The 23,221-nt window shown below is 68.1% G+C and carries 24 protein-coding genes; 10 read left to right on the top strand and 14 right to left on the bottom strand.

Going from position 1 to position 23,221, the window contains the following annotated elements; genetic code table 11:
- The first annotated feature begins 48 nt into the window (after positions 1-48).
- Together AC1DZV_RS15985 and AC1DZV_RS15980 are read left to right on the top strand one after the other, a co-directional pair.
- On the top strand, positions 49-804 hold the full coding sequence (locus AC1DZV_RS15985) for a DUF72 domain-containing protein (protein WP_476954086.1): 756 nt from the start codon (positions 49-51) through the stop codon (positions 802-804).
- Positions 805-880: 76 nt separating this feature from the next.
- Positions 881-1,948, top strand: a complete 1,068-nt coding sequence (locus tag AC1DZV_RS15980) for an App1 family protein (protein ID WP_230010202.1) — start codon at positions 881-883, stop codon at positions 1,946-1,948.
- A 21-nt stretch (positions 1,949-1,969) separates the two neighbouring features.
- Here AC1DZV_RS15980 and AC1DZV_RS15975 read toward each other — a convergent pair whose 3' ends face one another.
- Positions 1,970-3,508, bottom strand: coding sequence for a GH1 family beta-glucosidase (locus AC1DZV_RS15975; protein WP_476954085.1), 1,539 nt, complete (start codon positions 3,506-3,508; stop codon positions 1,970-1,972).
- 123 nt (positions 3,509-3,631) lie between these two features.
- Here AC1DZV_RS15975 and AC1DZV_RS15970 point away from each other — a divergent pair, with 123 nt between their 5' ends.
- Complete coding sequence (locus tag AC1DZV_RS15970; RefSeq protein ID WP_476951711.1) at positions 3,632-4,180, top strand: TspO/MBR family protein; 549 nt, start codon at positions 3,632-3,634, stop codon at positions 4,178-4,180.
- 17 nt (positions 4,181-4,197) lie between these two features.
- Here AC1DZV_RS15970 and AC1DZV_RS15965 read toward each other — a convergent pair whose 3' ends face one another.
- On the bottom strand, positions 4,198-4,563 hold the full coding sequence (locus tag AC1DZV_RS15965; RefSeq protein ID WP_476954084.1) for a J domain-containing protein: 366 nt from the start codon (positions 4,561-4,563) through the stop codon (positions 4,198-4,200).
- A 64-nt stretch (positions 4,564-4,627) separates the two neighbouring features.
- On the bottom strand, positions 4,628-5,056 hold the full coding sequence (locus AC1DZV_RS15960; protein ID WP_476951714.1) for an Hsp20/alpha crystallin family protein: 429 nt from the start codon (positions 5,054-5,056) through the stop codon (positions 4,628-4,630).
- A 136-nt stretch (positions 5,057-5,192) separates the two neighbouring features.
- Between AC1DZV_RS15960 and AC1DZV_RS15955 the strand changes: the two genes are divergently transcribed.
- Positions 5,193-5,480, top strand: a complete 288-nt coding sequence (locus AC1DZV_RS15955; RefSeq protein ID WP_028276131.1) for a MerR family transcriptional regulator — start codon at positions 5,193-5,195, stop codon at positions 5,478-5,480.
- Between the two features lie 6 nt (positions 5,481-5,486).
- Here AC1DZV_RS15955 and AC1DZV_RS15950 read toward each other — a convergent pair whose 3' ends face one another.
- Positions 5,487-6,269: a phosphatase PAP2 family protein gene (locus AC1DZV_RS15950; protein ID WP_243181713.1), complete on the bottom strand. Its 783-nt coding sequence runs from the start codon at positions 6,267-6,269 to the stop codon at positions 5,487-5,489.
- Positions 6,270-6,512: 243 nt separating this feature from the next.
- Between AC1DZV_RS15950 and AC1DZV_RS15945 the strand changes: the two genes are divergently transcribed.
- The 3 genes from AC1DZV_RS15945 (at position 6,513) to AC1DZV_RS15935 (ending at position 9,734) form a co-directional block, all read left to right on the top strand.
- Positions 6,513-8,162, top strand: coding sequence for a purine-cytosine permease family protein (locus AC1DZV_RS15945; protein ID WP_476954083.1), 1,650 nt, complete (start codon positions 6,513-6,515; stop codon positions 8,160-8,162).
- Positions 8,159-9,322 (top strand): cyclase family protein, encoded by a 1,164-nt coding sequence (locus tag AC1DZV_RS15940; RefSeq protein WP_476954082.1) that lies wholly within the window; start codon positions 8,159-8,161, stop codon positions 9,320-9,322. The genes AC1DZV_RS15945 and AC1DZV_RS15940 overlap by 4 nt, the downstream gene beginning before the upstream one ends.
- A 202-nt stretch (positions 9,323-9,524) precedes the next feature.
- Positions 9,525-9,734 (top strand): hypothetical protein, encoded by a 210-nt coding sequence (locus AC1DZV_RS15935; protein ID WP_028276129.1) that lies wholly within the window; start codon positions 9,525-9,527, stop codon positions 9,732-9,734.
- 157 nt (positions 9,735-9,891) lie between these two features.
- Here AC1DZV_RS15935 and manD read toward each other — a convergent pair whose 3' ends face one another.
- The 7 genes from manD to AC1DZV_RS15900 form a co-directional block, all read right to left on the bottom strand.
- Positions 9,892-11,121 (bottom strand): D-mannonate dehydratase ManD, encoded by a 1,230-nt coding sequence (gene manD, locus AC1DZV_RS15930; protein ID WP_028276128.1) that lies wholly within the window; start codon positions 11,119-11,121, stop codon positions 9,892-9,894.
- Positions 11,122-11,277: 156 nt separating this feature from the next.
- A complete protein-coding gene (locus AC1DZV_RS15925) occupies positions 11,278-12,306 on the bottom strand; it encodes a sugar kinase (protein WP_476954081.1) in 1,029 nt (342 codons plus the stop codon).
- Positions 12,306-12,977 carry a bifunctional 4-hydroxy-2-oxoglutarate aldolase/2-dehydro-3-deoxy-phosphogluconate aldolase gene (locus AC1DZV_RS15920; protein WP_028276126.1) on the bottom strand — a complete coding sequence of 224 codons (672 nt, stop codon included), beginning with the start codon at positions 12,975-12,977 and terminating at the stop codon, positions 12,306-12,308. The genes AC1DZV_RS15925 and AC1DZV_RS15920 overlap by 1 nt, the downstream gene beginning before the upstream one ends.
- Before the next feature lie 91 nt (positions 12,978-13,068).
- Entirely contained in the window at positions 13,069-14,217 is a 1,149-nt protein-coding gene (gene dgoD, locus AC1DZV_RS15915) for a galactonate dehydratase (protein ID WP_476954080.1), read from the bottom strand.
- A 7-nt stretch (positions 14,218-14,224) separates the two neighbouring features.
- Entirely contained in the window at positions 14,225-15,118 is an 894-nt protein-coding gene (locus AC1DZV_RS15910) for a carbohydrate ABC transporter permease (RefSeq protein WP_243181708.1), read from the bottom strand.
- Positions 15,115-16,083: a carbohydrate ABC transporter permease gene (locus tag AC1DZV_RS15905; RefSeq protein ID WP_459385587.1), complete on the bottom strand. Its 969-nt coding sequence runs from the start codon at positions 16,081-16,083 to the stop codon at positions 15,115-15,117. Before AC1DZV_RS15905 ends, AC1DZV_RS15910 begins: the two co-directional genes overlap by 4 nt.
- Positions 16,084-16,216: 133 nt before the next feature.
- Positions 16,217-17,512, bottom strand: coding sequence for an ABC transporter substrate-binding protein (locus AC1DZV_RS15900; protein ID WP_476954079.1), 1,296 nt, complete (start codon positions 17,510-17,512; stop codon positions 16,217-16,219).
- Between the two features lie 140 nt (positions 17,513-17,652).
- On the opposite strand from AC1DZV_RS15900, the gene AC1DZV_RS15895 reads away from it, so the two are divergent.
- Positions 17,653-18,417: a FadR/GntR family transcriptional regulator gene (locus AC1DZV_RS15895; protein WP_243181705.1), complete on the top strand. Its 765-nt coding sequence runs from the start codon at positions 17,653-17,655 to the stop codon at positions 18,415-18,417.
- An 80-nt stretch (positions 18,418-18,497) separates the two neighbouring features.
- Here the strand turns inward: AC1DZV_RS15895 and AC1DZV_RS15890 are convergent, their stop codons facing one another.
- Both AC1DZV_RS15890 and AC1DZV_RS15885 read right to left on the bottom strand, forming a co-directional pair.
- Positions 18,498-19,529: an aldo/keto reductase gene (locus tag AC1DZV_RS15890; protein WP_476954078.1), complete on the bottom strand. Its 1,032-nt coding sequence runs from the start codon at positions 19,527-19,529 to the stop codon at positions 18,498-18,500.
- A gap of 19 nt (positions 19,530-19,548) precedes the next feature.
- The gene (locus AC1DZV_RS15885) at positions 19,549-20,421 is read right to left on the bottom strand and encodes an NAD-dependent epimerase/dehydratase family protein (protein WP_476954077.1); all 873 of its coding nucleotides are present in this window, start codon (positions 20,419-20,421) and stop codon (positions 19,549-19,551) included.
- A 174-nt stretch (positions 20,422-20,595) separates the two neighbouring features.
- Here AC1DZV_RS15885 and AC1DZV_RS15880 point away from each other — a divergent pair, with 174 nt between their 5' ends.
- Positions 20,596-21,066: a universal stress protein gene (locus tag AC1DZV_RS15880; RefSeq protein WP_476951724.1), complete on the top strand. Its 471-nt coding sequence runs from the start codon at positions 20,596-20,598 to the stop codon at positions 21,064-21,066.
- A 10-nt stretch (positions 21,067-21,076) separates the two neighbouring features.
- Positions 21,077-21,763, top strand: a complete 687-nt coding sequence (locus AC1DZV_RS15875; protein WP_476951725.1) for an SRPBCC family protein — start codon at positions 21,077-21,079, stop codon at positions 21,761-21,763.
- A 63-nt stretch (positions 21,764-21,826) separates the two neighbouring features.
- On the opposite strand, the gene AC1DZV_RS15870 is transcribed toward AC1DZV_RS15875, so the two are convergent.
- A complete protein-coding gene (locus AC1DZV_RS15870) occupies positions 21,827-23,191 on the bottom strand; it encodes a phosphoribosyltransferase family protein (protein ID WP_476954076.1) in 1,365 nt (454 codons plus the stop codon).
- Positions 23,192-23,221 lie beyond the last annotated feature (30 nt).

The raw sequence follows: 23,221 nt of genomic DNA, 5'->3' as shown, positions 1-23,221 counted from the left end.
GCCGGCCGGAAGGACGAGGATTCATCGTCGGGCGGAAGGGGAAGGGGCATGACAGGGCACGTGGCCGCTGTGCGGATCGGCACATCCGGCTGGAGCTATGACCACTGGGACGGAGTCCTCTATCCGCCGGGCCTGCCGGCCCGGGACAGGCTGGCATATTACGCGGCCCGCTTCGACACCGTGGAATTGAACGCCAGCTTCTACCGCTGGCCGAAAGAGGACTCGTTCGCCAGCTGGCGCCGCCGCCTGCCCGACGGTTTCGCCCTCTCCGTCAAGGCGCCCCGCGGCCTGACGCATGCCAAGAAGCTTTACGCCCCCGAGGTCTGGGCGGACCGGATCACCCGGTGCTGGCACGAACTCGGCGACAAGCGGGCCGTGCTGCTCGTCCAGCTGCCCCCGGGTTTGGCGCGCGACGACGCCCGGCTGGACTACTTCCTGTCGGCTCTGCCCGGCTGGATCCGCGTCTGCGTGGAGTTCCGCCACCCCAGCTGGGACGACGACGCCGTATACGACCTGCTGGAACGTCACGGCGCGGCCTACTGCATCATGAGCGGCGCCGGGCTCCCGTGCGTCCTGCGCGCCACCGCGGCGTTCGTCTATATCCGGCTGCACGGCCCCGACCACGACGTCCTGTACGGCGGGTCCTATTCCGATGACGACCTGCGCTGGTGGGCGGACCGGATCCGCGAGTGGCAGGCCGGCGGCAAAGACGTCTACGCGTATTTCAACAACGACGGCGGCGGCAACGCCGTCCGCAACGCCGCCAAACTGCGCGGGCTGCTAGGTGAGCCGCCACGCTGGTAATCCGGCGTGGCGGGGGGCCCGGGTCCGGGGACCCCGCCGGCACGGCCGGAGCCCGGCACTGTGGGAGAGTGGAGGCATGGAATTGGCCTCGCAACCAGCGCAGCAGCTGCCCGTGTCCGGCAACAGGGCCTTCCGGCTCGCCCACTGGGTGTCGGACACCGTCAACGGGTTCCGGCTCAAGACGGCCCGGCGCTGGAAGTTCAGCCCGCAGACAGTCGCCTATCAGGGCTACGGCTCGACCGAGTGGGTCAGGGTACTGGGCCGCGTGGTCCTCACCAGCCGGCCGGTGCCCGGCGGCAAGGCGGAGCGGCTGGCCCTGAACGGCAACCAGAACTTCCGCGGCTGGCGGGCGTTCACGAGTGTCCCGGTCCAGTTCACCGAGGTGGAGATCCAGATCGGCGGCGTCACCACCCGCGTGCATGCGGACCGCGGCGGCCTGGTGGACACCCTGGTTCACGTGGCGTTGACCCCGGGCTGGCATACGGCCGTGCTGCGCGCCGAGGGAACGGAACCGGTCGAGGCCAGGATTTTCGTGATCTCGCCGGACACCAGGCTCGGCATCGTCTCGGATATTGACGACACCATCATGGTCACCGCCCTCCCCCGGCCCTTCCTGGCGCTGTGGAACACCTTCGTCCTGAACGAACGGGCCCGGATGGCGACACCCGGCATGGCCGTCCTGCTGGATCGGCTCAAGGTGGAGCACCCGGAGGCGCCGGTGATCTACCTGTCGACGGGGCCGTGGAACGCAGCTCCCACCCTGGCCCGTTTCATTGCCCGGAACCTCTACCCCTCCGGCGCGCTGCTGCTCACGGACTGGGGGCTGACGCACGACCGCTGGTTCCGCAGCGGCCAGGAACACAAACGGCGGAACCTTGAGCTGCTGGCCCAGGAGTTCCCGAACATGCGCTGGCTGCTGTTCGGCGACAACGGCCAGCACGATGAAGAGATTTACTCCGGCTTCGCGCAGAAGCACCCGGACCAGGTGGCCGCGATCGGCATCCGGCAGCTCTCGGCCAGCGAGGCCGTCTTCGCCGGCGGCCACTCCGACACCGGGGACCACTCGGAGTCCTCCGTCCCGTGGTTCTATTCGCCCGACGGCGCCGGGCTCGCCAAGGGCCTGCAGGACCTGGATCTGCTCTAGGTTGTCCCGGTTTGAGGGGCGTCAGCCCGCCGGGTGTGGCTCTCCGACGTCGTCGGTTTCGTCCTGCCCGCCGGCGCCGCCGGGCTGCGCGGCGCTGCCGGGCTCTCCGGCGGACGCCGCGCTTCGGGCCGCAATGACCTCCTGGAGCCAGTAGTAGGAGGCCTTCGGCGTGCGGACCTGGGTATCGAAATCGACGTGCACCAGACCGAACGGCTGTTTGTAGCCGGCGGACCACTCGAAGTTGTCCATGAAGGACCACACATAGTAGCCCCGAAGGTCGATGGCCTCGGCGGCGCCGCCGGGACGTGTCGCTTCCAGGGCCGTGCCGATGTGGTCTGCGAGGTAACGCAGGCGCCGTTCGTCCGGGATTATCCGGCGGTCCGTCCCGGCAGGCTGGACCACGACGTCCTCGAAACTGGCTCCGCCTTCGGTGATGAAGACCGGGGGCAGATCCGGGTAGCGCTCAGCCATCTCGGCCAGGGCGACGGACATGTATTCGGGCTTGACCGGCCAGCCGTAGGCCGTGGTCTCGGTGTCCGGGAACGGTGCGATGTGGAAGGGCGCACCGGGTGTCCCGCTGAGGTCGTCCCCCATGGCCTCCGCCATGCCGGGCGGCACGGCCCCCTCACCCGGACCCGCCCCGACAAGGGTGGGCATGTAGTAGTTCAGGCCATAGAAATCCAGGGGCTGGGAAATCAGCTCCATGTCTTCGCTGGACGGGCTGAAGGACGACGAAAAGAAGGTGGCGGCCCGGATGACATCCGGGTATCTGCCGAGCAGCACCGGATCGGCGTAGAGCCGGTTTTGCGCCACATCCATGAGTCCGGCACTGACCTTGTCCAGCGGGTTCGCGGTGGCCGGGACCATCGGTGAGTGGACGTTGGTGATGCCGATGTCGCCCGGCACCTTGGCGGCACGCAGCGCCTGGAGCGCCAGGCCGTGGCCCAGCAGCTGGTGGTGCACGCTGGGGAGGGCCTTGAGCATGAGGGCCTCTCCGGGCGCGTGCATGCCCAGGGCGTAGCCGTTGGTGGTGACTGTGGCGGGCTCGTTGACAGTCACCCAGCGCCTCACGCGGTCCCCGAAAGCAGCCGCGGCGATGGCGGCGAAGTCCCCCAGCCGGTAGGCCGTGTCACGGTTCATCCAGCCGCCCGCTTCGTCCAGGGGCAATGGGGTGTCCCAGTGATAGAGCGTTGCCATGGGGGAAATGCCGTTGGCGAGCAGCAGGTCGATCAGCCGGTCGTAGAAGTCCAGCCCGGCAGGGTTCGCGGGTCCGCTCCCGCCGGGCTGGATCCTGGACCAGGACAGCGAAAACCGGTACGAGTCGATCCCCAACTCCTTCATCAGAGCCACGTCCTCGGGCATCCGGTGGTAGTGGTCGCAGGAAACGGCCGGGCTCTGGTCCTCCACGATCGACCCCGGCTTCGCGGCGAAGACATCCCATCCGGAAGGGCCGCGGCCATCTTCATCGAGTGCACCCTCGATCTGGAAGGCGGAGGTCGCCACACCCAGGGTGAAGCCGGGAGGAAGAAGGAAAGCCAGACCCTTGGCGGAAGCGTTCATCGACGGGGACCTCTATGTAGTTTCGGTGGTTGGTTGACTGATCTTAGGCTCCCCCGGGGGTGAGCGCCACGACCCTGGCCGTTTGACGGACGCGATGCCAACGGCCACTGTTGATCGGTGCACGTGAAAATTGAACAAGGCGTCAACCGCCGGCCGCCGTCGGCGCCGCCCAGCCCCGGCCGGCAGGCGGCAGCCCTCCTTTGCTTCCTGGCGGTTTCCCATGGGGTGTCCTTCGTAGCGTCGCTGGTCATTATCGGCAACGCCGACGGCTGGTACGCGGCGGCAGAGAAAGCTCCTTGGACTCCGCCGGGCTGGGCCTTCGGAGCGGTCTGGACGGCGCTCTACACGACCATGGCTGTGGCGGCGTGGCTCGTCTGGCGCCGGGGAACAGGACTTCGCTCCGGGCGCGGCCGGGGGGCCATGACCGTCTACGCCATCCTGCTGCTCGTCAACCTCGCCTGGGCGCCCCTGTTCTTCGGCATGTACCCCATGGCCGGCGGGGCCGCGCTCTGGCTGGCCCTGCTGCTCATCGCCGTCCATGCCGTGGCTGCCGCCGTCACGGTGGTCCGGTTCGGCCTGATCAGCCGGGCGGCGGGCCTGCTCATGCTGCCGTACCTCTCCTGGATCGTGTTCTCGCTGAGCCTGAACGCCTATGCCGCCGCCAGCAATTGATCCCAAGTGTTTCCCCGTCACGGCCCGGGTTCCCAGCGGACGGGGAGCACGCGCACAAGGGGATCCCGACGCCGGATGATGCGCACCGGGATGTCGCGGCTGCCTTGGCCTTCATGGTCGTTCCGGTGCTGGAAGGTGTCGTCCTCGACGGCGGGACGCCAGCCGCCGGCGTCGTACTCCGCCCGGCTCCTGGCGTCCCGCAGCACGGCGAAAGCGTGCAGAATGGCGCTGACATCGGCCGGGTCGAGGCCTGCCTGGCCGACGTCGGGATGGTGCCGGCGCATCAGCGCCCGGAAGGCGCGGCCAATCTCCTGCCGGCCCGCCTCCGGCGAGACGTGCAATAGCGCATAGTAGCCTCGGGGATCAGTGTTCCTGCCGGGCATGATCGGCCTCCGTTGCATGCAGCCGGTGCCGGAGCGACGCTGCGGGCGCCGCGCCGGCCCGGGGCTACTTCCCGATCTCCTGCATCTTGTCCTGCGAACGGGTGACTTCAATCTTCCGCGGCTTGGCCGCCTCCGCCACCGGGATGCGGAGCGTCAGGACGCCGTCGGCGTAGTTCGCCTTGACGTTCTCCGTGTCCAGGGTGTCGCCGAGGATCAGCTGGCGGCTGAACACTCCACGGGGACGCTCCGAGACCGTCAGTTCAACGTCGGGCCGCGCCGGGTCGCGCCGTTCCGCCCGGACCGTCAGGACGTTGCGCTCAATGTCGAGCCCGATCGAGTCGGCATTGACCCCCGGAAGATCGAACGCGACGACGAAGACGCCGTCTTCCTGCCACGCGTCCATGGGCATGGGCGCTGGGCGCGCCACGGTCCCAAACACCTGCTGCGCGAGCCGGTCGAAGTCACGGAACGGGTCCGTCCGAATCAACATCATTTCCCACTCCTTCAGCGAGCCTTGATCTGCATTCCTTCCACAACCCACCATAATTTTCCTGTGGTATCGGGTATAGATTTTTTATAGCACCGGTGAAACACTGATGCAAGGTAATTTTCGGAACGGGAGGAAGACCATGGCGGACCGGGGCGCGAATTCAGGCCTGTACGCCATCTCGGTAGTGGCGCAGCTGGTGGGCACGGGGCAACAGAATATCCGGCTCTACGAGCGCCGGGGGCTCCTCGCGCCGGACCGCACTGCGGGTGGCACCCGGCAATACAGCGACGCAGACCTTGTGGTGCTGCGGCGGATCGGCCAACTCCTGGCGGAGGGGCTCAACCTGGCCGGCGTGGCCAAGGTGATGGAACTCGAGGCCGCCAACGCCCGGCTGCGGGCCGAACTCAAGCGGGCGCGCAGCCGCTGACGGTGCTCAGTCCTGGCTGGTGTCGGCGGTGGAGAGCGTCCCGGTGACCTGTTCGCCCGGAATCCGCGCCGTCCGCCAGGTGTCCAGCGCAATGACGCCGCCCAGGATCACGAGCGAGATCGAGAAGGCGCCCAGGGCATCGGTCATCCAGTGGTAGCCGAGGTAGAGGCGGCTGACGGCGGCGAAGAAGATGCCGATCCCCGCCACAATGAAGGCGATGACAGCGGACATGGGGTTCTTCCGGCGCGAAAAGACCAGATACGTGGTCACCAGCAGGAAGTCGCACGCGCCAAGGACGTGGCCGGACGGAAACGAGAACGTGGAGTCGGCGCCGAAGAGCATGAGGTCGATCGGAGGCCGGTGGCGTTCGACGATGTGGCCGATGACCTGCGCCAGAATGACGCCGGTCAGCATGGCGCCGGCCAGGAGCATCGGCCGCCAGGCGTGCTTGGCGAGCAGGCCCCAGGCCACCGTCACGATCAGGACGATGATTGGCAGGCCGATGGGGCCGAAGATGATCGCCAGGATGATCATGATGATGGTGGTGGGTTCCGCGCGCAGGGTCAGGAGCCAGGTCCGCACGGGCTCATCCGCCGCCGAGATGCCGCCGTGCTGCAGGACTCCGGCGAGGATTACCACGAACAGCACGGCGCCCGCGATCATCAGGACGACGGCGGTCCGGTAGAGATTCCGGCGCGCCGTCACGCTCATGAAGCGCTCCTCCACGACGAACTTTTCGTGGAAGGTCCGCCACCGTCCCTGGGGTTTGCCTGCTTGAGCCTGTGCCATGTCGCTGTGCCGCCTTTGCGCCGTGTTGTGGATGGTCCCCGTTGAAGATTATCCCTGTTATTCACCGGGCGGCGGGCACATCGGCCGCCCGGGCTTCCCGCGGCAGGGTCCCGGTCCGGCGGCCGGTTGCGTAAACCGCCGGCCGGACAGGGCAGGGCCTTGCTGTGAGCCGCTTCACAGTGTAGCCTCCAACACAACTTGTGATGCTTATAAAGCAACTCTTAGGAATCAATGATGAGCTGGATGGAGAACAACATGGTCGAGGAAAAGCCTGACGGCGCCGGCGCAGGGCGGAACCGCGGCAAGGTCACCGACGTGGAGACCTACGGCATTGAGCGGATCCCCGAAAAGGACCGCAATGCCAGCGCCTTTGACTTGTTCAGGGTTTCGTTCGGCGGGGCCAACACCTTTGCCACCGCCTTCCTGGGCGCATTTCCGATCCTGTTCGGCCTGTCGTTCTGGCAGGGGCTCGCCGCGACGGTGACGGGCCTGGTTGTCGGCGCCCTACTTCTGGCGCCCATGGCCGTCTTCGGCCCCACGAACGGAACCAACAACGCGGTGTCCTCCTCCGCCCACCTGGGCGTGCACGGCCGGGTGGTCGGATCATTCCTGTCACTGCTGACCGCGCTGGCATTTTTCTCCATCTCGGTCTGGAGCTCCGGCGATGCCCTGGTCGGCGGGCTGAACCGGCTGGTTGGCCTGCCGCAGGACATGGGATCGTTCGCCGTCGCCTACGGCCTCTTCGGTGGACTCGTTCTGGTGGTCTGCGTCTACGGGTTCAAGTTCATGCTGCTCGTGAACAAGATTGCCGTCACCGCGGCCACCCTGCTGTTCGTCGTCGGCTTCATCGCCTTCGCGGGCGACCTCAACCTGAACTTCGAGGGCGCCTTCGGAACCGGATTCGACGGCGTCGGCGTCGCAGGGTTCATCCCGGCGTTCATCGGCGCGGCCCTGATCGTCATGTCCAACCCCATCTCCTTCGGCGCGTTCCTGGGCGACTGGGCGCGCTACATCCCCACCGGCACCCCGAAGCGCAATGTCATGGGCGCGGCGCTGCTGGCCCAGCTGGCCACCCTTATTCCGTTCGTCTTTGGCCTGGCCACGGCTTCCATCATCGCCACCAAGGCGCCGGAATTCATGGACCCGGCGGCGCCGAACTACGTCGGCGGCCTGCTGGCAGTCTCCCCCGCCTGGTACTTCATCCCGCTCTGCGCCATCGCCCTGATCGGCGGCATGTCCACCGGGGCGTCCTCGCTGTACGGGACCGGCCTTGACTTCAGCAGCGTCTTCCCGAGGTTCAACCGGGTCCAGGCCACCCTGTTCATCGGGGTCCTGGCGATCGCCTTCATCTTCGCCGGCCGCTTCGCCTTCAACCTCGTCCAGAGCATTTCCACGTTCGCCACCCTGATCGTGACCTGCACCGCGCCCTGGATGGTGGTGATGATCATCGGTTTCATCACCCGCCGCGGCTGGTACGACGCCGATGCCCTCCAGGTGTTCAACCGGCGCCAGACCGGCGGACGGTATTGGTTCAACCACGGCTGGAACCTGCGCGGCATGGCGGCCTGGCTGGTCAGCGCCGCCGCCGGGTTGAGCATGGTGAACATGCCCGGCCAGTTCCAGGGGCCCCTGGGCAACCTGGCCGGCGGTGTGGACATCAGTCTGCCGGCATCGCTGGGGCTTGCAGCCGTCCTCTACCTCGGGCTGCTGTGGATCTTCCCGGAGCCGCGCGGAGTGTTCCCGGCCGCCGGGCCGCGCTGGATCCCCTCGAAGGACACCCCGGTGCCGCCAGTCATCGATGCGGCTGGAAACACGGTCGCTGCCGGAACACCGGAGGCAGCCGCGCCGGACTTGCACGGCGACTTCGACACGGAACTGGTGGGCCAGCGGTGACGTGGTTCGATCTCAGCGTCCCGCTGCGCACGGGAATGCCTGTCTATCCCGGCGACCCGGAGGTCCGGATCGCATCGGCACTGACCGTGGAGGCCGACGGCGCCAACGTGCTCTCGCTCGGGCTGGGCTCCCATTCGGGTACCCACGCCGACGCACCCCTGCATGTGGGCGACGGCTGGGCAGCTTTGGACGAATTGCCGCTGTCCCTTTTCGGCGGCGTCGCCGAAATCGTGGACGTCCGGGACGTGGCCCGCGGCGGCGCCATCACCGCCGCGCACTTGGCGGGAATCGCCCCGGCGGGCTCGGCCGGGGAGCCTGGGAAACCCGGATATCCGGGCAGTCCAGAGAAGATCCTCCTGCTGCACACCGGCTGCGCTGCGGCGTGGGGAACGGAGGAGTACCTCAAGCACCCGTGGCTGGAGGCTGCGGCGGCGCAACTGATCGTGGACCGCGGCTACCGCGCCGTAGGCCTGGATGCCCTCAGCGTGGATCCCACCTCCCCCGGCGCCACGCACGGCGACCAGCAGGGCAACCAGGACGGCGGCCCGGCCGGCGGCGGCTTTCCCGCCCACGCCATCCTGGCGGGAAACGGCTGCATCATCGTGGAAAACCTCACCGGGCTGGAGCAGGTCCAGCGGGCCACTGACGCAGGATCCGGCGTCGAGCTCTTCCTCTTTCCCCTCAATATCCCCGGGGCCGACGGCGCTCCGATCCGGGCCGTGGGCCGGCCGCTGCCGGCGGCGCTGCAGCCGGCAGCGCCCCGCGCCCTCAGCCGCGAAGAGGTCCAGGAGGCAGCCGACCGCCTGGTCGCCGCCTTCGCCGCCACGGACACCGAGGCCTACTTTGCGGCCTTCAGCCCGCAGGCGACCTTCATCTTCCATCCGGAAGCCCAGCGCCTTGGGTCCCGCGGCGCCTACCGCACCCTTTGGGACAGCTGGCTCGCCGGTGGTTGGCGTGTGCTCGAATGCCGGAGCAGGGAGCAGGATATCCAGCTCCTCGGGGCTACCGCGGTGTTTTCACACCGCGTGGCCACGACGGTCCGGGTTGACCGCAACGGTGGCCGCGATACGAGCGATGAACGGGAGACCATCATCTTCTCCCGCGCCCCCGACGGCGGCATTGTTTGCGTCCACGAGCATCTTTCGGCCTGCCCGCAGTGATGCCGGGTGATTAGACTCACTGGGACCACCCGGGCCTGGGTGGATCTGCAGGTCAGCCGCCCGGGCCGCAATGTGCGGGCATTTGGCGTCCGCACGGGCCACGCGCACACGCGGCGTGGTGATTTGACGGGCCAATAAATATGACGTTACTGTTCCTGAATCCATTGGGGCCGACTAGAAGTACTCCAAGAAAGACAGAGCGATGACCACCATTACCGAGCCCATTGAGATCCAGGTCGACAACCGGCGCGTGCTCGACGACCGACTCAACGACGCCGTCCGCGGGCTGCAGCAGCTCGCCATGACAACCGGGACGCACGGCATTTTGCTCACGCGGCACAAGCCGGGCCACTACACCGCGGCCCTCTCCGACCAGGTTCCCTTCGGCATGACCCGGGAACAGGTTCACTAAGCAACCAGCACACCGGACGCTGAGAACCGGACTCAAAAGAGCCAGGTCCCGGGCGGCTGAGCATCGACTCGCCGCCCGGGACCTTTTTGGTGCTTAATGCACTGCCACCCGTCAGTGCCAGTTACCCGTCGTGGACGGTTTGCCGGTCGTGGTCGGGTTACCAGTCATGAACGGTTCCATCCACGAGGCGGTTGTAGGGCAGGTAGGCCTGCTGGTAGGGGAACGCGGCGGCGGCTTCCTCGTTGAATTCGACGCCGATGCCGGGCTTGTCGCCCGGGTGCAGGTAGCCGTCGACGAAGGTCATGGATTGTTCGAAGACCTCGTTGGTCTTGTCCGAGTGCTGCATGTATTCCTGGATGCCGTAGTTGTGGATCGCCAGGCCCACGTGCAGCTGCGCGGCGAACCCGACCGGGGAGATGTCGGTGGGGCCGTGGAAGCCGGACTTGATCTGGTACTGCGCGGCGTAGTCCATCACCTTCTTCAGCGGGCTGATCCCGCCGAAGTGGGTGGAGGCTGCCCTCACGTAGTCGATCAGCTGTTCCTTGATCAGGGCCTGGTAGTCGTAGACGGTGTTGAAGATTTCCCCGATCGCCAGCGGGGTGGTGGTGTGCGCCCGGACCAGGCGGAGGGCTTCCTGGTTTTCGGCCGGGGTGCAGTCCTCGAGCCAGAACAGGTCGTAGGGTTCGAGCGCCTTGCCCAGCTTCGCGGCCTGGATCGGGGTCATCCGGTGGTGCCCGTCGTGCAGCAGCGGGAGGTCCGGGCCGAACTCGTTGCGCACCGCCTCGAACACGGTGGGCAGGTGGCGGAGGTAGGCGCGGGTGTCCCAGTCCTCTTCCTGCGGGAACGCGCCGCGCCCGGCCGGTTCGTAGTCATAGCGCTCCCCGGAGGCCTGGGCCTGCGCCGCGACGCCGTAGACGGCCTTGATCCCGGGCACCGCGGTCTGGATCCGGATCGACTTGTAGCCGAGCTCCAGGTGCTCACGGACCGAATCGAACAGGGACGGCAGGTCCGCGCCGGAGGCGTGCCCGTAGGCGCGCAGCCCGTTCCGGGACGCCCCGCCCAGGAGCTGGTAGACCGGCATTCCGGCGAGCTTGCCCTTGATGTCCCACAGCGCCATGTCCACGGCGGCGATCGCGGCCATCGTGACCGGGCCACGGCGCCAGTACGAGGACCGGTACAGGAACTGCCAGGTGTCCTCGATCCGGTGCGGGTCCTTGCCGATCAGCAGCTGCGCGACGTGCTCCTTCAAATAGGCGGCCACGGCGAGCTCGCGCCCGTTCAGGGTCGCGTCCCCGATCCCGGTCACGCCGTCCTCGGTGGTGATCCGCAGGGTCACGAAGTTCCGGGAGGGGCTGGTGACGAACACTTCAGCGGCAATGATTTTCACAACAGGTCCTTTTCTGCTCTAACGGGGGGTGTCTTAGTTGCCCGGCGCCAGCGGCCCGGCGCCGGCCGGAACGGTGGGGGCGCCGTCGGCGGTCCCGGACGGCCGGACGACGGCCGAAGAACCGTCGCCGCGAGGCGGCGGGCTTAAAACGGGGGCTTAGCGCTGGGTGGTTCCGCCCGGCGTCCCGAGCAGTGCCAGCTCCGCACGGCCGGGCAGGCCTTCCCAGTCCCCCGCGGTGCTGACGGCAAAGGCTCCCGCCAGGGCGCCGCGCTGCAGGCGGCCGGCGACGTCGGCGCCGTCGAGCAGGGCGGACAGGTAGCCGGCGGTGAAGGCATCCCCGGCGCCCACGGTATCGATGCTGGTCACAGGCACGGCGGGCACTTCCCATCGCCCGTCGGCGGTGTGGACACCGGCGCCGGCGGCGCCGCGCTTGACCACGACTTCACGGACGCCGCGCTCCAGCAGTTCGGCGGCCATGGCTGTTTCGGCGCCATCTGCATCTGTATCGGCATCGCCGGGGTGCGGTGATCCCTCCGGGCCAGCACCCACCGGGGCCGCGACCAGCCCGAGCTCATCGTCGGAGGCGATCACGATGCTGGCGTGCCGGGCAAGCGGCGTGAGCGCGGCGCTGGCCTCCTCCCGGGTCCAGAGCTTGCTGCGGTAATTGACGTCGAGAGAGACCTCCATGCCCTCGGCGGCGGCGCGCTCGGCCGCATACTCCACGGCCTTGCGGGCGTCGGGGCTGAGGGCGGCGGTGATGCCGGTCAGATGCAGGATCCGTGCCCCGGCCGCCAGGGCACGGTCCAGGTCCTCCCGGCCGAGGGTGGACCCGGCGGATCCGGCACGGTAGTAGAAGGCCCGGGTGACATCCGCGGTGCGCTGTTCAAGGAACATCACCCCGGTATTCCTTGCCGCGTCAATCCGGTGCCGCAGCCCGATCCCCTCGGCGCGCAGCTGCCGCAAAATGTACTCCCCGTGCGGGTCGGCGCCGACAACCCCGGCCCAGGTAACGCTGTGCCCGAGCCGGGCGACCCCGACGGCCACGTTCGATTCGGCCCCGGCCACGTGCATGCCGAGGCTGCCGCCGGCGGACAGCGGGCCGGTGGACCGCAGCGAGACCATGGACTCGCCAAACGTCAGCAGTTCGACTCTCTCTTCGGCCAAAGCCGGGCCGACGGCGGCCATCACCGGAGGCTCTCCGCGCGCGGGCGGCCGAACCCGGCGGCCAGGGTCACGAAACCGCGGGCCCGCTCCCGCATCGGGGCGAGGTCGCCGCCGGAGCCGGCATCGCCGAAGAGCGGTCCACCGAGCCCCACGGCAATGGCACCGGCTTCCCAGTAGCCCTCGGCTTCATCCAGCCCGACGCCGCCGACGGCGATGAACGGGATCCCGGGGAACGGGTCGCGGAGCGCCTTGAGGTAGCCCGGACCGCCGATGGAAGCGGGGAAGAGCTTGACAGCCGTGGCGCCGCGGTTCATGGCTTCGTGGGCCTCGCTGGGTGTCAGCGCACCGGCGAGCACAGGCAGTGCCAGCCGGGCCGACTCGGCAATCGACTCTGCCAGCGACGGGGTCACCATGAACTGGCCGCCCGCCTCGGCGACGCGGGCAACGTCCTGGGCCGTCAGCACCGTTCCGGCACCGACGAAGCAGCCCGCGGGGGCGGCCGCGCGGACTTCCCGGATGGCTTCAAGGGCCCGGGGCGTGGTGAGCGCTATTTCGACATACCGGAAGCCCTCCTCCATCGCCGCGAGGGCTGCCTTCGCGGCGGCCGCGCCGTCCGTGCCGCGCACAATGGCCACCAGCCGGCTTTCCTGGATCCCGGCCAGCAGCAGTTCGGGCGTCAGGGTGTTCTCCATGTCAGGCTTCTCCTTCGAGGCAAATACGTCGGGGCAAATACGTCGGGGCAAATACGCCGGGGCAACAGGTCCGGTCCCAGCGTTCCGGCGTTCACCACTCGGCGAAGGCGCCGTCGGGGTGCCGCCAGACGGGACCGCGCCAGGCATGCCCGCGCTTGTCCGCGGCCCGGACCACGGCCTCGTCGATCTCGATGCCCAGGCCCGGGCCGATGAGCCGTTCGATGTGTCCGTCCACGAACTTCAGCGGGGACTTGTCCACGACGTAGTCCAGGACTTCGGCGCCCTGGTTGTAGTGGATGCCGATGCTTTGCTCCTGGATCAGGAAGTTGGGCGTCGCGAAGCCCACCTGCAGGCAGGCGGCGAGCGCCAGCGGGCCCAGCGGGCAGTGCGGGGCGAGCTGGACCTCGTAGATTTCGGCGAGCGAGGCGATTTTGCGGACCTCGGTGATGCCGCCGGCGTGGGAGAGGTCCGGCTGGGCCACGGCGATGCCGGCCTGCAGCGCGGGCAGGAATTCCTGCCGGCTGTAGAGCCGCTCACCGGTGGAGACCGGCGTCGCCGTGGAGGACGTGAACTCGCGCAGCAGGTGCGTGTTTTCCGGGACCACCGGCTCTTCGAGGAAGAACGGCCGGTACGGTTCCAGCAGCGGCGCCACCCGGCGGGCGTTGGCGAGGCTGAAGCGGCCGTGGAAGTCCACGGCGACGTCGCGGTGGTCGCCGAGGACCTCGCGGGCGGCGGCGACGCGGCGGACGACGCCGTCGAGCTCGGCCACGGAGGCGATGGGGCTCATCCGGCCGCTGGCGTTCATCTTGACCGCCGTCAGGCCGACCTCCAGCTGCGCGCTGATCTGGTCCGCCACCTCATTGGGCTCATCCCCGCCCACCCAGCCGTACATCCGGATCCGGTCCCGGACATGGCCGCCGAGAAGCTGGTGCACGGGCGTGTTGAAGTGCTTGCCCGCGATGTCCCAGAGCGCCTGGTCCAGGCCGGACACGGCGCTGGCCAGGATCGGCCCGCCGCGGTAGAAGGACCCCTTCGTCATGACCTGCCAGTGGTCCTCGATCCGCAGCGCATCGTTGCCGATGAGCAGTTCCGAGAGCTGGTCGACGGCGGTGCGTACGGTTTCGCTGCGGCCTTCGCAGCTCGCCTCGCCCCAGCCGACGATCCCGCTCTCGGTCTCGACCCGGACGAAGAGCCAGCGCGGTGCGACGAGGAACGTTTCAATCCTGCTGATGAGTGTCATCTGTTGCCTAGCCCTTGGTCGCGCCGGCGGTCATGCCGGAGACGATGTACTTCTGCGTGAAGAGCGCAATGATCATGATCGGAATGGTGACCACGGTGGCGGCCGCCATGAGTCCGCCCCAGTCGATGCTCGCGTAGGAGACGAAGTCGAAGATCGCGACCGGCAGGGTCTTGGTCTTGGAGCCGGAGAGCACCAGGGCGAACATGAAGTTGTTCCACGAGAAGATGAAGGACAGGATGCCGGCGGTGGCCATGCCGGCGACGGAGAGCGGCAGGGTGATGCGGCGGAAGGCGCCGATCGGGGTGAGGCCGTCCACTTGGGCCGACTCCTCCAGCTCCAGCGGCAGGGAATCGAAGTAGCTCATCATGATGTACACGATCAGCGGCAGCGCGACGAACATGTGGCTGAGGATCAACACCTCGAAGCCGCCCACCATCTTCAGGTTGGAGAAGACGTAGTACCAAGGCACCAGCAGGGAGACGCCGGGGATGACGCGGGCCATCAGGACCACAAGGGCCGAGCGGTGCATCGTGAACCGGCTCATGGCGTAGGCGGCGGGCACGCCCAGGACCAGCGACAGGGCAGTGGAGACGAAGGCCACCCAGAAGCTGTTGAAGATGAAGACGAAGTAGTTGTTCCGCTGCAGCACATTGGCGTAGTTCTCGAACGTGGGGGTGAACAGGAACGACTTGCCGGTGTCGTAGATGTCCACGTTGGTCTTGAGGGATGCCAGCAGCATCCAGAACAGCGGGGCGATCAGGAACAGCACCACGGCCACCAGTGCCGCCACGCGGAACACCTTGTACGCGCGGGTGCCCAGCGGCTTCCGGGGGCGCGGCGCGATCTTGGCCGGCACGGCGGCGACCGTTTGGGGTTCGGTGTTTTCGGACACTACGGTCATTTGCTTACCGCTTTCTTGCGCATGGTCAGCAGCCACATGGAGCCGATGATGATCATGAAGAACAGGATCAGCACCGCGGAGGAGAGCCCGTACTGGTTGTAGTCGAAGCTCAGCCCGTAGGCGTAGACGTTGAGCGTTTCCACTTCGTGGAAGGACCCGCCGCCCTTGCCCTTGGTGGCGTAGAGGATGTCGAAGGTCTTCAGGGCGTCGATGCCCCGGAGCAGGATGGCGACGATCACGGTCGGCATCATGAGGGGCAGCGTGATGAAGAAAAACCGCTGGAAGGCGTTGGCGCCGTCCATCCGGGCCGCCTCGTCGGGTTCCTCGGAGAGCGAGGTCAGTCCGGCCAGGAGGATCAGGACCACCATGGGGGTCCACTGCCAGACGTCCATGAAGATGGTGGTGCCGAGCGCCGTGTCCTGGCCGGAGAGCCAGGGCTGGGCGGGAATCCCGACCATGCCGAGCAGCTGGTTGACGAAGCCGATGTTGGGATCGAAGATCAGCCGCCACATCATGCCGACGGCCACGGGGGTGGCGACGAGCGGGAGCAGGATGGCCACGCGGACCCATTTTTCGCCGCGGAACGGGCGCCACAGCAGCAGCGCAATGCACATGCCGAGGACCACTTCGCAGACAAGGGCAACGCCGGTGAAGCTCAGCGTGCGGCCGACGGCGGGCCAGAAGCGTTCGACGTCGGAGAGGACCGTGAGGTAGTTCTGCACGCCGACAAACTCGGAGGCCGCCCGGACGGAGCCCTGCGAATCGGTCAGGCTCAGGTACAGGGTCCAGCCGAGGGGGAAGACGATCAGGACGCCGACGAAGATCATGGCGGGGGCGGCGAAGAGCCATTTGCGGTGCCGGTTGGCCCAGCCGGAGAAGTTCTCGCGTGCACCGGGGGTGCGGGCGCCCTTTCGGCCGGACGGCGGCTGGGTCTGGGCGCTGCGGGGAGTGGTCAATACAGACATGGTTCACCTAAGGAGTTGGGGGTGAAGTGAAAAGCTGGCCGCGGCGGGACGGCATCGGACCGCCGTCCCGCCGGGCTGTTTGGTGCTCAGGCGCAGTGCTCAGGCGCGAAGCCTGGCAGGGGCGCCTGGGGCGTTACTTCTTTTCGCTGTCCAGGAACTTCTGGAAGGCGTCGTGCGCCGTGTCGGCTGCGGCGGACGAGTCAGAGCCGGTGATGGTGGCGACGATCGGGCCGCCCACGATTTCGCGGGCCTTGCCTACGGTGACAACCTGGGGACGGTCGTGCCCGACGCCGTTCTTGGCGCTGGCGGAGATGGCCTCGGCGAGGTCCTTCGGGTAGGTGGAGGTGCCGGCCTGGTCAGCCCAGACCGACGCGCGGGGTCCGGGGACTCCGGCCTTCTGTGCGTCGAGGGTGCGTTCCTTGCTGGTGGCCCACTGGATGAACTTCCAGGCGTTGTCCTGGTTGCTGGATGCCTGGTTGATGGCGAGGCCCCAGGACGGGATGTTGTACGGCTTGGAGCCGGCGGGGCCGGCGGGCAGTGCGGCGAAACCGACGGTGTCGGCAACCTTGGACTTGGCCGGGTCGGTGGCGTTCTTGTAGAGCGAGTCGGCCTCCGTGTAGAAGGCGGCCTTGCCCTGGGTGAAGATCGCCATTGCCTCGGGCCAGCTCATGTCGGTGCTGACGTTGGCGGGGCCGTAGTTCTTGATCAGGCCGCCGTAGAACGCGTAGGCCTTCTTCGCGGCGTCGGAGTTGACGGCCGACTTGCCGCTGGCGTCGGTGAAGTCGCCGCCGAAGCTGTACAGGAAGCTGGAGAACTGGGTGACGGCGGCGGACTTGCCGGTGCGGGCCACGAAGCCGGCCGTGCCCGGGGAGGCAGCCTTGATGGCCTTGGCCGCGGCCTCGAGCTCGTCCATGGTCTTGGGAACCTCCAGGCCGGCGGCCTTCAGCAGGTCCTTGCGGTAGTAGAGGACTTCGCGTTCGGTGATGATCGGCACGCCGACCACCTTGCCGTCAGCGGTGGTGGCCTTGACCGGGCCCTCCTGGTAGTCCTTCCAGTCCCACGCGGCGTCCGAGGAGACCTTGGACGTCAGGTCCGCAAGGTAGCCGTTCTTCGCGAACGCCTTTCCTTCCTGGAGCGGGCGGTACATCATGACGTCGATCTCGTCGCTGCCGGCGTTGAGCTTGACGTTGTACTGGTCCGAGAGCTGGTCTTCGCCCAGCTGGGTCAGTTCGACCTTGAGTCCGCTGGACTTCTCGAATTCCGGAATGGCTGCCTTGATGCCCTCGGTCCAGACGTGGTTGGCGAGGGTGACCCGGACGGTGCCGGAGGTCTTGGCGTCGGCGCTGCCGCTGGCCCCGCCGCAGGCAGTCAGGCCCAGGGACAGGACGGCGGCGACGGCCGCGTACTTCGCAATTGAACGTCGCTTCATTACGACTTCCTTTGGTTTTCAGGGCTGGGCGTCTCTGTCCAGCCGGCTGCAAATGCATCTTTACATCTGCTCTGGAAGTGATCTTAGGTAAATAAAGCAGATTTATACAAGACCTTGTGGGCCGCCAGTATGATTTATTTATGAAAACTCCAAAGGCGGAGCCAACAGCAGACCTGCATGCCGTGCTGCTCCAGAACCTGGGGCTTGCCATCGCCGAAGGGACGCTGGCACCGCACTCGATCCTGCGCCTGGACGAGATCGAGGCCCGGCACAACGTCTCCCGGTCCGTGGTGCGGGAAGCCACCCGCGTGCTGTCCTCCAAGGGGATGCTGGAGTCGCGGCGGCGGCTGGGGACGGTGGTGCAGCCGGAGGAATCGTGGAACGCGTACGACCCGCAGGTAATCCGCTGGCGGCTGGCCTCGTCAAAGCGGCTGGAGCAGCTGCAGGCCCTGAACGAGCTCCGCGGGGCAATCGAACCGGCGGCCGCCCGGCTCGCTGCCGGGAGGGCTTCCTGGGATGCCGGCAGCGACCTCGTCTCGCTGGCCGCACGGCTGTGGGCATCCGGCCAGCGCGGAGACCGGGACGAGTTCCTCCGCCTCGACATCGAATTCCACGCGTCGGTACTCCGGGCCTCCGGCAACGCCATGTTCGCCCAGCTGCATAACCTGGTGACGGAGGTGCTGACCGGGCGCACCCAGCACGGACTCATGCCGCACTTGCCACACCACGAGGCCCTGCAGCTGCACGTCGATGTGGCCAGCGCTATTCAGCGCGGCGAGGCGGACGCCGCGCACGCCGCCATGAGCAGGATCGTGGAGCAGTCCACGGAGGAAATGGGCGACATCTGGTCCAGCTATCATGCCGGCGGCCCCGCCTCCCCCGAAGGGCAGCGCTTCCCCGAATGACAACGCGGGGACACTTCCCATCCCCACCCCCCGGACCGGCGCTAAGGGGCCCCGCGTTGCCTTGTCAGCCCGTTGCCTGGTTAGCGGCCGCCCTCGAGCTTCCGGCTGCGCTGTTCCTGGGCCATCGGCCCGTACGGATAGACGCCGACGCGCGGCCGGCTGGCCTCGGTCAGCCGCTCCGTCTCCTCCGCGGTGAGCCGCAGATCCGCGGCCGCGAGATTGTCCGCCAGCTGCGCGGTGGTACGGGCGCCCAGGATCACCGAGGTGACCGCCGGCCGGTCCGCCAGCCAGGCCAGCGCCACTTGGGAAGGGCTCACGCCGTGGCGCCCGGCGGTCTGCTCCACCTCGGCAATCACGTCCCAGGTGCGCGGATCGGCGTTGCGGGCCTCCCAGGCTTCCATCCCCCGCTTCGGGTTTTCGCCCAGACGGGTGGCCCCGGCCGGCGGCTGGTCGCGCTTGTACTTGCCGGACAGCCACCCGCCGCCCAGCGGCGACCATGGCAGCAGCCCGATCCCGGCGTCGAGTGCGGCCGGCACAATTTCCGACTCGATCTCACGGACCAGCAGGCTGTACTGCGGCTGCAGCGTCACCGGGGCACTCCAGCCATGGGCCTTCGCCACCTGGACGGCCTTGGTCAACTGCCAGCCCAGGAAGTTGGAGAAGCCGTAGTAGGCGATTTTGCCGCTGGTGACGGCGTCGTGCAGGAACCGGAGGGTCTCCTCGAGGGGCGTGACAGGATCCCACGCGTGCAGCTGGTAGAGATCAATCTGTTCTACGCCGAGCCGGCGCAGCGAGTCATCGAGTGCCCGGACCAGGTGCCGGCGGGAGGTTCCGACGTCGTTGGGGGCCTGGCCCATCGGGAAGCGGCCCTTCGTGGCCACCACCGCCCGGTCCCGGACCTCGGCCCGGTCCGCCAGCCACCGGCCGATGATTTCCTCCGACACCCCCGAGCTGTAGACGTCGGCGGTGTCGATGAAGTTGCCGCCCGCCGCGAAGTAGTCATCCAGGATCGCGCGGGATTGCTCCTCGGTGGCCTCGGCGCCAAAAGTCATGGTGCCCAGCGCATAGTTGGAGACGACGGCGCCGCTGTTGCCCAGGGTGCGGTATTGCATGGAGCTCCTCAAGTTGGGGTCAGTCTTCCGTGGGGGTGGTGCGCAGCGGGTGGTAGTTCCGCCAGGTGTGCTTCGGCGCGTAGCCCAGCAGCCGCCTGGCCTTGTCGATCGAGAGCATGGTCTCGTGCTCGGCCAGGTCCTTGACCACTTTGACGTTCGGGAACACCTCGGCGGCGAGGCTGGCGCTGGAGCGGCTCATCACCGTGTCCTCGTTGGCGATGATGAACGCCTCGAACCCGGTCTGGCCGTGCTCCAGGGCTCGCGCCACGGCCTGGGCGCCGTCCCGGCCGTCAATGTAGCCCCAGAGATTCCATTTACGCGCCCGCGCGTCGTGGTCGAAGGAGGGGAATTCCTCATAGTCCTCCGGGTCCATCACATTGGAGAACCGCAGGCCGGTGATGCTCAGGTCCGGGTCCCAGCGGGTCAGCTGGATGGCCATCTGCTCCTCAAGGTGTTTGACCAGGGAGTACGTGCTTTCCGGCCGGGCAGGGTACTCCTCGTCCACCGGGATGTAGGGAGGGTCGACGTCGAAAGGCAGCCCCAGCACCGTCTCACTGGACGCGTAGACGATTTTCTTGATCCCGGCCCGGCGGGCAGCCTGGAACACGTTGTACGTGGACTGCATGTTGTTCTCGAAGGTGGCGGCATCAGGGGCGTGGCCCGGTGCAGGAATCGCGGCCAGGTGCACCACAGCGTCAAAGCCGGCATGGCGGTCCTCCAGGCCGAGGAACACATCCACCACCTGGCCGTAGTTGCGCAGGTCCACCTCCGTGAACCCCGGGCCGCGCACGCCGGTGCGGTCCAGGTTGGTCACCTCGTGCCCGTCATCGCTGAGCCGCCGCACGACGTTTCGGCCCAGCTTTCCGCTTCCTCCGGTAACAGCAACTCTCATCAGGAACTCCTCGGGTGGCAGGCTCGGCTGGACGTCATGGTCCGGCCAATGGGCCGGCACCTGCTCCGGTGCCGGCAATCACCGTTCCACCCTAAGCGGAGGCGGCCGCGGTGCCCAGCCCCGCGTGACTTTCGGCCCTAGGCAGTCCCGGGGGCAGGGGCAAGGCTGGGGACCATGAACGGTGATCAGCGCATTGTCGTGGGTGTGGACGGTTCGGAGTTTTCGACGACGGCGCTCCGCCTCGCCGGGCGCATGTCCACCGCTCTGAACATCCCGTTGGACGTCATCACGTGCCTGGGAACTTCCGATTTCTTCCTGGCCTCCCACCTGCCCGAGGACAGAACGCCCACCCTCGATGAGCTGGAGGAGACCGCCGAACGCCTCGTGGACCAGTCACTGGAGCGGGCCTTCGGCGAATCGCGTCCGGAAGGACTTACCCGCTCGGTCAAGTTCGGGGCGCCCGCCAAGGTCCTCGTCGAGGAAAGCCAGCACGCCGAAATGCTCGTGGTGGGCCGGCGCGGCAAGGGCGGCTTCCTCCATCAGGTCATGGGCTCGGTGAGCGCGGCCGTCGCGGCCCACTCCCACTGCCCGGTGGTGGTGGTCGGGCCGGAATCGGACGACGCCAGGGGCCGGACCAGCGCATGAGGTCCCTCGCGTGAGCGGTCAGCACGTCCCCGGCCGGTTGCGCGGACCGCTCGCGGCGCTGGCTGCGGCATCGGCGGGCGCAGCCTACGTCCTGGCTGTCCGGCCGCGGCTCCTGCGCTGGGGGGCCACCACCCAGGAGGCCGCCGGCCCGCTCGCCGGGGACGAGATCGTGCCCGCCCCGCGCATGCAAAGCACCCGCGCGATCACCATTGCGGCCCCGGTGGCAGAGGTCTGGCCGTGGCTTGTCCAGATGGGCGCCGGGCGCGGCGGCTTCTACTCCTACGACTGGCTCGAACGCGGCGCGGGTCTGGGCATCCGGAGTGCGGACCGGATTCTCCCGGAGCTGCAGCGCCTGAAAGTTGGCGACGTCGTTCCGCTGTCCCCCGACGGCGGGATTCCGGTCCGGCTCATCCGGTCCGGGGCGGCGCTGGGGCTGGGCGGAACCATCGATCTGCGCACGGGGAGGATGTCGCCGGCAGGGGTCCGTCCCACCGGGCGCCGGCTGGACATCGGCTGGACGTTCGTGTTGCGACCTGCCGGGCCCCAGGCCACCAGGCTTTTGTCCCGCACCCGGTACGACTTTTCGCCCCTGGCGGAGGGTCTGGCCCTGCGTGCACTGCTGGAACCGGTGCAGTTCCTGATGGAACGGCGGATGCTCCTGGGGATCCGGTCCAGGGCAGAGGGCCGCCGGAGCTAGGGTCCGCGGAATTCGTGGTCCCGGCCCTCCCCGGCTGTGGTCACCTCAGACGCCCGCGGCCCCTCAGACGCCCGCGCCCCGCGCGCCGGCACCGTTCGGGGGCAGCAGGTAGTCGATAAACCAGTCCCGCGCCAGGATGGCCGCCGCCGCGAGCGTGCCCGGTTCTTCAAACAAGTGCGTTGCCCCCTGCACGACGGCGAGCTGGCTGGGACCGCGCATCATCGCCTTCGCCCGGCGGTTCAGTTCCAGGACCTCGTGGTCCAGGCTCCCCACAATCAGGAGCGTGGGCGCCTTGACGGCGGACAACCGCGGGCCGGCGAGGTCGGGGCGGCCACCACGGGACACGACAGCCGCGATCCGCGCCGACGGCTCCGACGCCGCCCACAGTGCAGCCCCGGCTCCCGTGCTCGCACCGAAGTACCCCACAGCGCAGGAGGCCGTGTCCGCCCGGGTGGACAGCCAGTCCGTGGCCGAGGACAGCCTGCGGGCCAGGAGTTCGATGTCAAAGACGTTGGCGCGGTGGCGCTCCTCCGCCGGCGTCAGCAGGTCCAGCAGCAGCGTGCCGAGACCGGCCTGCTGCAGGACACCGGCCACGTACCGGTTCCGGGGGCTGTGGCGGCCGCTGCCGCTGCCGTGGGCGAACAGCACCACGGCGCTGGCCGGCACCGGAAGGTGCAGCTGGGCCTGGAGCCGCACCCCGCGGGACGGGATTTCCACTTCCTCGTTGACGTCGGCGGCAGTGTCGGCGCGGGTCGCGGTCGAGGTCCAGAAGGGCGGCGGTGCGGCCTCGACGCGTTTGGCCGCAAGATCGAGCAGGCGCAGCACCTCGTCGTCGTCAGTCGGCGAGAAGTCCCGGTAGTGGTATCCGACGGCGGTGAACTGGCGCGGCGTCGCCAGGCAGACCACTTCGTCCGGTTCCGTCAGGTCGGCGAGGGTTTCGGCTGGGGCAACCGGAACCGCCAGGATCACGCGGGCCGCACCCTGTTTACGGGCGACCCGGCAGGCCACCCGGGCAGTGGAGCCGGTGGCGATCCCGTCGTCGACGATCACCGCGATGCGTCCGGTCAGGTCGTGCCGGGTCCGGCCCTTCCGGAACAGGACCACCCGGTTTTCCAGCACGCCCCGTTCGCGTTCTTCAACAGACTGGAGTTCCGCACCGCTGACCCGCGCATGGGCCAGGACCTCCTCGTCCAGGACTTTGGCGCCGCCTTCACCGATTGCCCCCATAGCGAGCTCGGGCTGGTAGGGAAGCCCAAGCTTCCGCACCACAATCACATCCAGGGGAGCATCCAGGGCGGCGGCGACTTCGAAGGCCACGGGCACGCCGCCTCGCGGCAGGCCCAACACCACAATGTCCTGGCCACGCAATTCCGCCAGACGCCTGCCGAGCTGCCTGCCGGCGTCGACCCTGTCTTCAAAGATGCTCATGGGCTATGGCTTTCAAGTCGAAGCGTGGGC

This window comes from Arthrobacter sp. P1_D12, from assembly GCF_056406175.1.
Note: the sequence above shows the minus strand (reverse complement) of the source record. Positions and strands in the feature narration are given on the sequence as shown.